This is a genomic window from Prevotella pectinovora (assembly GCF_041323955.1).
Lineage (GTDB): Bacteria > Bacteroidota > Bacteroidia > Bacteroidales > Bacteroidaceae > Prevotella > Prevotella pectinovora.
In genome coordinates, this window is the sequence record NZ_JBGLIV010000001.1 from 2960828 (window position 1) to 2973664 (window position 12837).

Sequence of the window (12837 nt, forward strand, 5' to 3'; positions counted from 1 at the left end):
GCGAAGGAGCCATCCGGCTCCTCCTGCCGTTGCGAAACTCCTTAAAACAAGAAACAAAAAATGAGACATAATAAAAAATTCAACCATCTGGGTCGTACTGCTGACCATCGCAAGGCAATGTTGACAAACATGGCTATCTCCCTGATCAAGCACAAAAGAATCACTACGACCCTCGCAAAGGCTAAGGCCTTGAAGAAGTTCGTAGAACCTCTTATCACACGTTCAAAGAACGACACAACAACATCACGCCGTGTAGTTTTCCGTTATCTTCAGGACAAGTACGCTGTTACTGAGTTGTTCAAAGAGATTTCTACTAAAGTGGCTGATCGTCCAGGAGGATACACACGTATCATCAAGTTGGGCATCCGTAAGGGTGACGCAGCAGAGATGGCATTCATCGAGCTGGTAGACTATGATGAGAACATGGCCAAGACTCCAAAGGCAGCTGCCAAGAAGACTCGTCGTAGCCGCAAGGCTGCTCCAAAGGCAGAGGCTCCAGTAGAGGCACCTGCAGCAGAGGAGGCAAAGGCTGAGGAAGCTAAGGCAGAATAATTCTCCGAATATATCTCATAGGAATTAATCCGTCCCATCTCGGGGCGGATTTTTTTGTACGCTTACCCCAGATATTTATGCCGTTTGTTCCCATCGTGTTGCCGTTTGTTCCAAATCGGGGGAAATGACGTTTTCATGAGTGGCGGTTATTCTCTATTTTTGTAGTGCAATTCATATACGATTGCACAGCAGAGATAATCAATATTATGTTAACATCAATCCCCTAAAAACATTTGTGGATTTGACTAAAACAAGGAGAACAAGAACATGAACAAGAAATTTTTCGAGTATGGCAAGTCATTCAGCAGGATGGGAATGGCAGTAGTAGCAGCACTTGCACTTACAGCAGGTTTCGCATCGTGCGGTGATGACGATGATGAAGGCGGATCGGCTACACCCAATACCGAGTCAGGCGTTCTAGAGACCACTTCAGGTAAGAAAGTGAGAGTGACAGGTGCCGGCAACCTTACATATTCCTACAACAGCGACGGCACGCTGGCATCCTTCGGTTATGGCAGCCATCCGTATGAGGCAAGCTACAACCCATTCACCTTTACACAAGACAACTACGGCAACGGCTACAAAGATGTCAGCGTGGTCAGCAACATCCGTACGAATGGTAGCGGATACATCACTGGCTGCACCGAGAAATACGACTACGAAAGCTCCGACTCAGAGGAGCATGGTTCGGGCAGCGTCAGCGTGAGCTATAACGGCAATGGCAACGTTACGAGAATCAAGGGCAGCGGTTCCGGATATTACATCGAGGATGGAGAAAAGGAGAAATACAGTTCCTCATTCGATTATTCCTTCACATGGAGCGACGGCAAACTCTTGAAGGCAGTCTACACATTCGTTGAGGATGGTGAGAAAGATATCGAAACCTTGGTATTCGACTATGATGATGCCGAGGCAAACGTAACGCTCCAATACGTGCCTAACTTCCTCAACGAAGAGTCAGACTCGTTCCTCGCCGGCCTGTTCTTTATCGGTTATGTAGGCAAGGGCCCGTCATACTTCCCGACCGGTGTAGACTACACTATGAAAGATTATGAAGGCACAGAGAACAAATACTACAACCTCACATATTCACTGAATTCAGACGGCACCGTATACCGCTACGGAGGAATGGAAAGCGGTTATATGTCATATTCCAGCGTCAGCGGAACCACGCCACGAAGCGTTTCTATGGCTCCTGCTGCCTCAGACAAAGTGAAGAGAAGCATCTTCAGTAGTATCCACAGAAGATTCATGAACAGATAACCCCCGACTATCAAGCAGGTTTATCCCTTATGCCATATAATCCCGGCCTTCCAATGCGTAAGGTCGGGATTTTTCCGTCTCTAATCGCCAGGAAAGCCCCAAACAGGTGTCATTACCGGTATTTGGCTCCACTTTTATCAAAAAAAATGAATTTCCTTTGCCTCTCTCAAAGCTTTCTTATAACTTTGCCCAAAGTTTTGCGCCAGACTGTTCTGGCTGTTGTTTAACCTATAAATCTGAAATAAGAATATGCCATTTACGAACAATGTCATGATTGTCCGTCACAAGCTGTTGACCGAACTTGTGAAGCTATGGAAAAATGACGAATTAGTAGACCGCATTGACCGTCTGCCTATCCAATTGAGTCCCCGCCGTTCAAAACACGAAGGACGTTGCTGTGTACACAAAGAGAGAGCAGTATGGAGATATAAGTCACTTCCGTTGTTGGGCATGACGATGGAAGACGAAACCGACGAGCTGACACCTCTCTCAGAATTTGCTTTCCGTGCCATGAAGAGAGCCGGCAGCGGTGCTCCAAGAGAAGATATCCTTACCGTTATCGACGAGGCTTGTTCATCCTGCGTTCAGATCAATTATGAAATCACCAATCTGTGCCGTGGATGTATCGCCCGCCATTGTATGACCAACTGTCCCAAGAAGGCCGTCCATCTGAAGAAGAACGGACAGGCATTCATCGACCACGATGCTTGTATCAGCTGTGGTATCTGTCACGACAGCTGCCCATACCATGCCATCGTATACATACCCGTTCCTTGCGAGGAGTCATGTCCGGTAAAGGCAATCAGCAAAGACGAGCGTGGCGTAGAGCATATCGACGAGAGCAAGTGTATATACTGCGGAAAATGTCTCAACGCATGTCCGTTCGGCGCCATTATGGAGGTATCCCAGGTATTCGATGTGCTCTATAGAATCCGTAGCAAGAAGAAGCTCGTTGCCATCGTTGCCCCTGCAATCCTCGGCCAGTTCAAGGCAGAGAAAGACCAGGTCTACGGTGCACTCCGCGAGATGGGCTTTGCCGACGTCATCGAGGTGGCACAGGGCGCCATGGAGACCGTAGAGCGTGAGGGCCACGAACTGCTGGAAAGACTAGAAGAAGGCCAGCCGTTCATGACCACCTCTTGCTGTCCTTCATACAAGGAGATGGTGAAGAAACACGCTCCCGACATGGCGAAATACGTTTCCGACACCCGTTCGCCGATGTATTACACCGCCCGTCTGGCAAAGCAGCAGCATCCAGACGCCGATGTAGTGTTCATCGGTCCGTGCGTTGCCAAGCGCAAGGAAGCCCAGAGCGACGAAGCTGTAGACTTCGTTCTCACATTCGAGGAAATCTCTTCCGTGCTCGACGGACTGGGCATCGACATGGGCACAACCGCTCCATATAGCATGGCGGTGCAGTCGGTGCGCGAGGCACATGCTTTCGGAGAGTTGGGCGGCGTGACAGGCGCCGTGAAGGCATATCTCAAGGAGAAAGCCGAGTCATTGCAGGCAATCCAGGTTTCCAACCTGACAAAGAAGAACATCGCCATGCTGCGAGCTTACGGCAAGTCAGGAAAGGCTCCTGCCAAGTTCATCGAGGTCATGGCATGCGAGGGCGGATGTATCACCGGACCTTGCGTCCACAATGAGCTGAAAGCCGGAAAGCGCCAGTTCGACAAGGAATTGGGCAAGGAGACAAAGACCTATGATGATATGGATTGACAAACTACGCAGAGACCATGCTCTCGCGCCAGACGAATACCGGCAGCTGCTGGCAACGACAGACACCGATGCCGTGGAATATCTGCATCGGCAGGCGCGGGAGGTGGCTCTCAGGCAGTTTGGTCATGACATCTATATACGCGGACTGATAGAGGTGGGCAACCGCTGCCGCAACAATTGCTACTATTGCGGCATACGGGCAGCCAACATGTCGGTGGCGCGTTACGAACTGACAAAAGAACAAATCCTGACCTCTTGCCGGGAAGGCTATAAGCTGGGCTTCCGCACTTTTGTATTGCAAGGTGGCGAGAAGTCTGGCTCTTATGCTATGTGGGAAGACGTGGTCAGCGAGATACGCCTCGCCTATCCCGACTGTGCCATCACGCTCTCGCTGGGCGAGATGACGAGGAGCGAATACGAGGGACTGTTCCGTGCCGGCGCCAACCGCTATCTGCTGAGGCATGAAACATATAATGCCGACCATTACCGCAGGCTCCATCCGGAGTCTATGTCAAGAGAACACCGGCTGCAATGTCTGCAATGGCTCAAGGAAACCGGCTATCAGACCGGCACCGGCATCATGGTGGGCAGCCCCGGACAGACTCTGGACCATCTGGTGGAGGACATCTGTTTCATCCGGCGTTTCCAACCGCAGATGATAGGCATCGGACCCTTCATACCCCAGCATGACACACCCTTCAGGGATTGCCGTCGAGGAAGTGCCGACCTCACCCTGCGCCTGCTCTCCATCTTCCGCCTGATGTTCCCGTCGGTGCTGATACCGGCCACTACGTCGCTCTCCACACTCCTGCCCGACGGCAAGGCCCGGGGCATACTGGCAGGAGCCAATGTGGTGATGCCAAACCTCTCGCCGGCGGCATACCGCTCCAGCTATGCGCTCTACGACAACAAGGCGGCGATGGGCACGGAGGCAGCCGAAGGGCTGGCCCTGCTGAAACAAGAATTGGATAAAATCGGGTATCGTATATCTACGGCTCGTGGTGATTTTAAATGAATAATGACATGGACAAGATCTTTAATCCTGCCTCCGGTGAGGCAGAAGAGTTTATCAACCATCAGGAGATTCTCGATACGCTGCAATACGCATCGGAGCATAAGAACGATCGGGAGCTGATAGAGAATCTGCTTGAGAAGGCGGCGAAATGCGGCGGACTGACCCACCGTGAGGCTGCCGTGCTCCTGGAGTGCGACGTCCCCGATCTGGTAGACCGCATCTTCCATCTGGCAAAAGAAATAAAGCAGCGCTTCTATGGCAACCGCATCGTGATGTTCGCACCGCTCTATCTCTCCAACTATTGCGTGAACGGCTGCGTATATTGTCCGTACCACGCCAAGAACAAGACCATACCCCGCCGCAAGCTCACCCAGGAGGAAATCAGGCGAGAGGTCGTAGCCCTGCAGGATATGGGTCACAAGCGTCTGGCGCTCGAAGCCGGCGAAGACCCGCGCAATAATCCTATAGAATACATCCTGGAGTCTATCCGGACCATATACGGCATCCATCACAAGAATGGAGCCATCCGCCGCGTCAATGTGAATATCGCCGCCACCACGGTGGAGAACTACCGCCGCCTGAAAGACGCCGGCATCGGCACGTATATCCTCTTTCAGGAGACATACCACAAGAAGCACTACGAGGAACTCCATCCCAGAGGTCCCAAGAGCAACTATGCCTACCACACCGAGGCTATGGACCGCGCCATGGAGGGCGGCATCGACGATGTGGGCATCGGCGTTCTCTTCGGTCTCAACCTCTATCGCTACGATTTCGTGGGCCTCATGATGCACGCCGAGCATCTGGAGGCAAAGTTCGGAGTAGGTCCACACACCATCAGCGTGCCCCGAATCTGTCCGGCAGACGATATCTCAACAGAGGACTTCCCCGACGCCATTTCCGACGAGATGTTCGAGCGCATCGTGGCCGTCATCCGCATCGCCGTTCCATACACCGGCATGATCATCTCCACCCGTGAGTCAGAGGCCGTGCGCCGCCGTGTGCTGGAGCTTGGCGTGTCGCAGATCAGCGGCGGTTCGCGCACCAGCGTGGGAGGCTATGCCGACTCAAAGCCGGAGCATACCGAGCAGTTTGACGTCAGCGACCATCGCTCGTTGGACGAGGTGGTGGGCTGGCTGCTCGATCTGGGACATATACCGAGCTTCTGCACCGCCTGCTATCGCGAAGGACGCACCGGCGACCGCTTCATGTCGCTGCTCAAGGCCGGACAGATAGCAAACTGCTGCGGACCGAATGCCCTGATGACGCTGCAGGAGTATCTCGAAGACTATGCCTCGCCTGAGACCCGGGCGAAGGGACAGCAGGAGATTGCCAAGGCGTTGGAGCATATCCCGAACCAGAAGATAAAGGCGATTGCCACGAAGCGGCTGGAAGAGATAAAACAAGGAAAGAGAGATTTCAGATTCTGACATAGATATGGAGAATACACCACATGTTTCCCGCTTGCATATAGCCCTCATCGGACTGAGGAATGCCGGCAAGTCGTCACTGCTCAACGCATGGTTGGGACAGGAAGTGTCTATCGTGTCCAGCGTTGCCGGAACTACTACCGACGCCGTGAGGAAGGCTGCCGAACTCCCCGGACTGGGGGCTTGTGTGATTATCGACACACCGGGATTTGACGACACCGACCAGCAGCTGGGACATCTGCGCGTTGGCAAGATGCAGACTGCCGTGAAGCAGGCCGACATCGTCATCCTTGTGGCTGTCGGACCAGTGCTCACGCCGGAAGAACGGGAGTGGGCTTCTTGGCTCAAGCTCAAGAAAACCCCCTGGCTCCTTGTCCTGGGCAAGGCAGACACCATGGAGGATGCAGAACAGGCGGCAGACCGTCTGTCCGGCGAACTGGATGTGCCTGCCGTGGCTGTCAGCGCCTTGCGCCGCAGCGGTTTCTCCAGACTGATGCAGCTGCTGCTCCAGCTCCTGCCGCCCGATTTCGGCAAGGAGACCATCACGGGCAGTCTTGCCGCTGAGGGCGACAGGGTGTTGCTCGTGATGCCACAGGACAAGGAGGCGCCGAAGGGACGCCTTATCCTCCCACAGGTGCAGACCATACGTGAACTGCTCGACAAGCGGTGCATCGTTTCCTGCTGCACTCCCGACAAGCTGGCTGCTGCTCTCGCCTCGTTCCGTGAGAGTCCACACCTGATAATCACCGATTCGCAGGTCTTTCCGCAGGTGTACGGACAGAAGCCTGCCGACAGTCGGCTGACATCCTTCTCCGTGCTCTTCGCCGCCTACAAGGGCGATGCCGTGGCGTTGAAACAGGGAGCGGAGAGCATAGCTCGGCTTACAGACCGTTCTCATGTGCTGATAGCCGAAGCCTGTGCCCATGTGCCGGCGGGCGAGGATATCGGCAGGGTGAAACTGCCGCGCCTGTTGCGCAAAAGGGTGGGCGAGGGCCTTCAGGTAAGTTTCGTCAACGGGCGTGATTTCCCCGAAGACCTCTCGCCATACGATCTCGTTATCCATTGCGGCGCCTGCATGTTCAATCGCCGTTATGTGTTAGACCGCATCCGTTCCTCACAGTCACAAGGTGTGCCCATCACCAATTATGGCATGGCGATAGCCTATCTCACCGGCATCCTGCATAAGATCGACTTTGCAGGATAGTCTGTTGGAAATTAGAAAAAACTTGATTTCTCCAGAAATTGTCAGATTGTCTGGTTTTAGCTCTAACGCATTGATGCTCTGGTGGTTATCGACCAGACAGTTGTTTTGGATTGTCTGGACAATTCGTCTCCCTCAAGGGTGGAATGTCATTTGTCCACCAGTTCCACGAGGAATTCGTTGCCTCGCCATGTTCTCCTCGACGTCATTCCGGGCAGCGCCTTCAGCCGGCGGCTGAGTGTCGTGAGATTGGTAGAAGCCATTGCCGCCGCACCCGCCTTCTGGCGCAGATGCTGAAATATCGCCACCGTGGTCATATACTCACCCCTGCCGTTCTCCTTGCCGATGCGGAAATACTCTTTGAAGAAATCCTCCGCCGCCATCGTGCGCTGAAACCTGTCGTTGCTCATCGTCAGCAGCTCCGTTTCCAGTTTGTCGAAATACCAGCGGCGCCCGCTCTCTATCTCGCTCAGTGCCTGGGCATAGAGCTGGGTGTAGTCTATTGGCGTCGCCACGTCGATGGGCCGGTTGAAATCCACACAGATGAAGCGGCGGCTCCCCGACGGGTCGCTCAGCACATTATGCATGTTGCTCGTGGCGATGAACGATGCCCGGCGCGGCAGTTCCTCGATGGCAGTTCCCCACGGGCGCTTCATCTTCACCGCCGGCAGTTGCACCACATTCTTCAGAAAACCCTCCTGCAGCTTCGGCGAAATCTGGTTGAACTCGTCCAGATTGATGAGCAGCAGTTCCGACATCGCCCTCAACACCTGCTTCTTCTCTGCCAGCTGCAGACTGTCGCAATATCCCCATTTCAGTTCCGGCGGCAGCAGCCGGCGGCAGAACGTGCTCTTGTTGAAACCCTGGTCGGAGATGAGCAGCGGCACGTTGCTGTTGCCATACAGCTCCCCCGTCTTGCCCGTCCATTGCGCCACCATCCCCAGAAACCACGTGTGGAATCTCTCTCTCCACTCCGGGTCCTCCGTCGGCACCGTGTCGGCAAGCCTGCCGATATGGTCGTTGCCGTCCCAGCGGCCCTCACATTTGGCGAGGAAGTCGCCGATGGGGTCGAAACATCCGATGAAGTCAGACCCCACATAGTTTCTCACGTCATTAAACCCCACGGCGATGCCCGCCAGCTGCACCTCCAGCGTGATTCTCTTCAGTGCCCTCATGTCGAGCATCAGAAACGTGCCGTTGCCGTCCCTTTCCATATACTCCGTGCATTCTGTCACCGTGTTGTATCTCAACACATACCTCCGCCTGATATGCTCCACCATCCTCACCACATGTGAGCACCTCGTCGGAATCCTCTCCCCGGTCTCATTCTCCGTGTTCGTCACTTCCGTTTCCTCACTCGTTTGAGTACTGTTCATTCTCTCAAACCACTTCTCCGAGGTCTTGGCTGATATCCTCAACCTTCCTCTTTTGTTTGTTCTTATGCTTTTTGTTTTCATGGTATTGTCTGTTTTTTTAGCCAAATGGCCGATTTGGAATTTTAGTCTGTTTTGGTTCAGAATTGGGCACGGTGCTTGCCCAACATGGGCAAGGTGCTTTCTCAATAGGGGCAAGCAGCTTGCCCCGGTTGGGCATCTTTCCTGTCCGTTTCGTGCCCATTATTTATTCAAAAAGCTGACCATCTCTTCGTAGAAGTCAAACTCCACGTCGTCATACCCATAGTCGGCGAAAATCCTCTTTATCTTCTCCTGCTGGTTTTCCGTCAGTTTCCACGCCCCCGAGTCGTATCTCGAAAAGTCCCTTCTGTTGCTCATTGTCTTGATGATGTCGTGGCGTATGGCCTTATAGTCGCATGCCTTTACATTGCCGAGAGCCTTTTTGAATCCCCATGCCACCTTTATCTTCTTCATCTTATGAAACAGTTTGCATCCTTCCACCGGATTCGTGGTTGGCAGGATACATTTCCCACACAGGTCCTTCTGTTTCATCTTTCTGATGACATGCCATCTCGTGCATCTCTTCTTTATCTCGCAGTTTTCGTTCAAACAATGAACCCAATTGTACGGTGTCGTGAATTCTCCCTTCACGAAATCCGAATACTTGATCTCATAATGCATACTCAATGCTTTTTAAAAGTTTATGATTATATTATCCCGGTCCTTTGTTCAGCCCTGATGATTGATCAGAGCTTGGCGAGACAGTGATGCAGTCGTGCGCGCTTCGCTCCATCCCGTTTCCGCTTTCCGGTCCGTATGCCTATAAAATACGGTCCATTTTCCCCTCATGTCATATTCCATCCCCTTCCATACGATTAATTCTTCTTATTCCCCAACCATCCAGACAATCACCCGATGGTTTTCGCTATGCAAAAAATGCGGAAGCGTCTGAATTACAGATACTTCCGCATTGAAGACTAGATGGTTGACGGTTTTTTGAAAAAAGTGGATTAATTGGATATTATGACCGATTAGGGTTGAAACGGTCGGATTATCGGTCGGATTTCCGGTCGGATGATGGATATTCCGGTCGGATTATATTCCACATACTCTAATTATAGTCGAACAACTATTTCTCACTATCAATGCACTCTGTCTCTGCTGTCAGGGATAGCGCCACCACTTCCAAATCCGAAAATCTGGGAACAGAACCACGATGTGGAACATTACCCGATTCGTTGACGAGATTTTCAGAGAATTGCTTGCATATCTCAAGTATTTTGACGAATTTTGTATAAAGGTTGTACATACGATGGTTTGAACTTAATGTTTTGATCACCACTAAGTTGCTAAAAATCAGTGACATGTACAACCTCTTACTCATATTTATCAACTTGAATTAATTCCGCCAACGGGTATAAATTAGTTTTTTTGACAGACGCAGATTTAATAGAGCCTGACATTAAATTTCTACAGAAACCATAAAGTATCCGATTTAAAGCTGAAATACATAATAAGAAAATTATTATCAAAGAATATGACAGAGCAAGAACTACTACAAATGCGTGACTTGGCAGAGGATGGAAAGTTACAGTTTAAGGAGCGTGCGAATGATCGATATGACATAAGTTGCGAGATAGTGGCTTTTTGCAATTCTCGTGGTGGACAACTTGTCATAGGCATAAATGACAGGACGGGGATAATCAATGCTCTGTCATATCAAGAATTGCAGGAAACGACAAATCTGCTGACAAATATTGCATCAGAAAATGTTATTCCCAATATACTAATAGGAGTGGAGAATGTTCCAGTGAAAGGTGGTGGAGTTGTTGTCGCCACAATTCCAGAAGGTAAAAACAAACCATATCATGACAACAAGGGGATTATATGGGTGAAGAATGGTGCAGACAAACGTAAGGTGTTTGACAATTCAGAACTTGCAGAGATGATGAGTGAGTGTGGTAACTTTGTACCAGATGAGGCAGCTGTACCTAATGCCACTATTGATGATTTGGATGCAGATACTATCAAGCTTTATCTAATGAGCCGCTTTGCACCGGTATTTAAAGGGAAAGACATCGATGAGTTGAATATGAAAGATTATTCGCTTGATGCAATGGCCGAAACCATTATAAAAGGAACAACCATCGAAAAATTGCTCAGAAATCTACATTTCATCCGTCCGGATGGCAAAATTAATGTAGCGGCAATGCTGTTATTCGGCAAATATACGCAGCGTTGGCTACCTGTTATGACTGCAAAATGTATCAGCTATATCGGTAATTCTATTGGTGGTACACAATTCCGTGATAAAATGCATGATATGGAAATTGAGGGAAATCTGCTCCATCAATTCCGTACCATTATGAATTTCTTTACTCGCAATCTGCGTAAGGTTCAGGTCGAAAAGGAATTCAATTCTATTGGTGAACTGGAAATACATTACGAAAGTCTTACCGAGTATGTCGTTAATGCACTTGTACACCGCTCGCTGAATATTAAGTCTCCGATTCGTATTTTCATATTTGACAATCGTGTAGAAATTCACAGTCCAGGAACTTTGCCAAATGGGTTGACAATTGAAGATATAAAAAACGGCACATCAATGCCTCGTAATATGTTCTTGTTTACGAATGCCAACTACCTGTTACCCTATACCGGAGCAGGAAGTGGTGTGCGCCGTGCGCTTGAATACAATCCAAATACCGCTTTTTCCAATGGAGTAGAAGACAAAGAAATCACTCATGCCGCCAACGAATTTGTTATTACCATACCTCGCGAAAGTAACCAAGTTCAAGCAGAAAGTAACCAAGTTATGATTGCTAATGAGCGTAAAAGTAACCAAGCTAATGAAAAAAATAACCAAGTTCAAGTAGAAAGTAACCAAGCTATGATTGCTAATGAGCATAAAAGTAACCAAGCTGATAAGAAAAGTAACCAACCTCGTATGAACTTGGTTACTCGTAAACTGACAAAGAAGGAAGAGGATATTAGAAACTTTTGTTCCGTACCGAGGACTGCGCAGGAAATTATGGATAGGTTGAAAATTTCCAATCAATCTAAAAATCGGCAGAAGTATATTACTTCCTTAATAGAGCTCGGTGTTCTTGAACGTACTATTCCCGAAAAACCCAACGACCCAAATCAGAAATATCGTCGCAAAAAAATAACTACATAACAAGAATTTAACTTGCCGGTAATTTGCTGGCAAGTTAAAAACAGCGCAAATCTTGACTATTATTTGTGATTATTGCTGTCTGGTAAAACTTCAAAGAGCATAAATACCTCAGTTCGGGATTAAAAGTCCCTCCCCCTAACATCCACGGCTACATTCTTAATTTGAGCATGCGACCATTTGGTCATCCACGCGAAGGCGGATGACTAAAGGTCAAGATTTCCACAACAAATCAGGAGGGATGATCGGAACAGGCTCAACTGCTTCGTGTCCTCAATGGTATATCCTGAGAGCGCAGATGGCTTGTTGCCAAAGAAGCAGTTGGCTCCCAGGGCGGATATCAGTTTCATGATGAAATTCGAAACGGAACGAATAGCGTGAATGTACTATCTCCCCCTCATGTCATATTCCATCCCCTTCCATACGATTAATTCTTCTTATTCCCCAACCATCCAGACAATCACCCGATGGTTTTCGTCATGCAAAAAATGCGGAAGTATCTGAATTACAGATACTTCCGCATTGGCGACCAGATGGCTGACGGTTTGAGAGAGAAAAATTGCTTATTCGGGTAATTTGCAGTACATTATTCCCGTCTTGAAGTCGAGAATCCATTTGTGTCTATACATGAAAGAAGAAGACAGCATTCCGGATATCGGTGGCAATTCCTCCCCTTCAGAGTCCTTTAAATTTTCCATGATATGAGGAGGTTCATCAATCACCTGCACATTGTCCTCGTAAGAACAGAGTTTAGGATCGTCTTCTGTTCCGCCAACACTCAACAGACTGAATTCCACATTTTTGATTGTCGTTTTTATTTGTCTGTTGTTGAAAAGGGTGATAATCCCATTACTTATGGCGTTTCCATTAGGCAACCCGGCTTCATCTATCATGTGGCTTGTCATGACAGTCTTGTCCGCACCCGAATCGACAAGCATTATGAATTCGTTTTCTCCGCTGGAAATGCCCACCACAGGGATACCGTAGTTCTTGAACCCATACTCCATGGGGAAAAAGAATTCGCAGTTGTCGGGGTGGGTGTAAGTGCCGTCAGAGGTATAGAGCATTTCTTTGGCGTAGTCCAG

General features: G+C 49.7%; 10 protein-coding genes and 2 pseudogenes. 7 read left to right on the forward strand and 5 right to left on the reverse strand.

What is annotated here, in order from left to right:
- Positions 1-60: 60 nt before the first annotated feature.
- The 6 genes from rplQ (at position 61) to hydF (ending at position 7186) form a co-directional block, all read left to right on the forward strand.
- The gene (gene rplQ / locus ACDC99_RS11675; RefSeq protein ID WP_022315750.1) at positions 61-552 is read left to right on the forward strand and encodes a 50S ribosomal protein L17; all 492 of its coding nucleotides are present in this window, start codon (positions 61-63) and stop codon (positions 550-552) included.
- Positions 553-819: 267 nt separating this feature from the next.
- The gene (locus tag ACDC99_RS11680) at positions 820-1815 is read left to right on the forward strand and encodes a hypothetical protein (RefSeq protein WP_278841807.1); all 996 of its coding nucleotides are present in this window, start codon (positions 820-822) and stop codon (positions 1813-1815) included.
- 249 nt (positions 1816-2064) lie between these two features.
- Positions 2065-3537 carry a monomeric [FeFe] hydrogenase gene (locus ACDC99_RS11685; protein ID WP_044074773.1) on the forward strand — a complete coding sequence of 491 codons (1473 nt, stop codon included), beginning with the start codon at positions 2065-2067 and terminating at the stop codon, positions 3535-3537.
- Positions 3521-4552, forward strand: a complete 1032-nt coding sequence (gene hydE / locus ACDC99_RS11690) for a [FeFe] hydrogenase H-cluster radical SAM maturase HydE (protein ID WP_370756783.1) — start codon at positions 3521-3523, stop codon at positions 4550-4552. The genes ACDC99_RS11685 and hydE overlap by 17 nt, the downstream gene beginning before the upstream one ends.
- An 8-nt stretch (positions 4553-4560) precedes the next feature.
- Complete coding sequence (gene hydG, locus ACDC99_RS11695; protein WP_370756784.1) at positions 4561-5982, forward strand: [FeFe] hydrogenase H-cluster radical SAM maturase HydG; 1422 nt, start codon at positions 4561-4563, stop codon at positions 5980-5982.
- Position 5983: 1 nt separating this feature from the next.
- Positions 5984-7186 carry a [FeFe] hydrogenase H-cluster maturation GTPase HydF gene (gene hydF / locus ACDC99_RS11700; RefSeq protein ID WP_370756931.1) on the forward strand — a complete coding sequence of 401 codons (1203 nt, stop codon included), beginning with the start codon at positions 5984-5986 and terminating at the stop codon, positions 7184-7186.
- Between the two features lie 146 nt (positions 7187-7332).
- Here the strand turns inward: hydF and ACDC99_RS11705 are convergent, their stop codons facing one another.
- The 3 genes and pseudogenes from ACDC99_RS11705 to ACDC99_RS11715 all read right to left on the reverse strand — a co-directional run.
- Positions 7333-8640 carry a VapE domain-containing protein gene (locus ACDC99_RS11705; protein WP_370756785.1) on the reverse strand — a complete coding sequence of 436 codons (1308 nt, stop codon included), beginning with the start codon at positions 8638-8640 and terminating at the stop codon, positions 7333-7335.
- 159 nt (positions 8641-8799) lie between these two features.
- Positions 8800-9258, reverse strand: coding sequence for a DUF6078 family protein (locus ACDC99_RS11710; RefSeq protein ID WP_287071535.1), 459 nt, complete (start codon positions 9256-9258; stop codon positions 8800-8802).
- Between the two features lie 454 nt (positions 9259-9712).
- Positions 9713-9961, reverse strand: a pseudogene (locus ACDC99_RS11715) (IS982 family transposase); the annotation flags it as partial.
- 153 nt (positions 9962-10114) lie between these two features.
- Here ACDC99_RS11715 and ACDC99_RS11720 point away from each other — a divergent pair.
- Complete coding sequence (locus tag ACDC99_RS11720) at positions 10115-11755, forward strand: RNA-binding domain-containing protein (RefSeq protein WP_370756786.1); 1641 nt, start codon at positions 10115-10117, stop codon at positions 11753-11755.
- Positions 11756-11958: 203 nt separating this feature from the next.
- Here the strand turns inward: ACDC99_RS11720 and ACDC99_RS11725 are convergent.
- Both ACDC99_RS11725 and ACDC99_RS11730 read right to left on the reverse strand, forming a co-directional pair.
- Positions 11959-12145: pseudogene (locus ACDC99_RS11725) on the reverse strand (hypothetical protein); the annotation flags it as partial.
- Positions 12146-12315: 170 nt separating this feature from the next.
- Positions 12316-12819, reverse strand: coding sequence for a hypothetical protein (locus tag ACDC99_RS11730; RefSeq protein ID WP_370756787.1), 504 nt, complete (start codon positions 12817-12819; stop codon positions 12316-12318).
- Positions 12820-12837: the final 18 nt, after the last annotated feature.

Coding starts and splice junctions, on each gene's coding strand:
- rplQ (WP_022315750.1), top strand. CDS start 61: ATGAGACATAATAAAAAATTCAACCATCTGGGTCGTACTGCTGACCAT.
- ACDC99_RS11680 (WP_278841807.1), top strand. CDS start 820: ATGAACAAGAAATTTTTCGAGTATGGCAAGTCATTCAGCAGGATGGGA.
- ACDC99_RS11685 (WP_044074773.1), top strand. CDS start 2,065: ATGCCATTTACGAACAATGTCATGATTGTCCGTCACAAGCTGTTGACC.
- hydE (WP_370756783.1), top strand. CDS start 3,521: ATGATGATATGGATTGACAAACTACGCAGAGACCATGCTCTCGCGCCA.
- hydG (WP_370756784.1), top strand. CDS start 4,561: ATGGACAAGATCTTTAATCCTGCCTCCGGTGAGGCAGAAGAGTTTATC.
- ACDC99_RS11705 (WP_370756785.1), bottom strand. CDS start 8,640: ATGAAAACAAAAAGCATAAGAACAAACAAAAGAGGAAGGTTGAGGATA.
- ACDC99_RS11710 (WP_287071535.1), bottom strand. CDS start 9,258: ATGCATTATGAGATCAAGTATTCGGATTTCGTGAAGGGAGAATTCACG.
- ACDC99_RS11720 (WP_370756786.1), top strand. CDS start 10,115: ATGACAGAGCAAGAACTACTACAAATGCGTGACTTGGCAGAGGATGGA.
- ACDC99_RS11730 (WP_370756787.1), bottom strand. CDS start 12,819: ATGCTCTATACCTCTGACGGCACTTACACCCACCCCGACAACTGCGAA.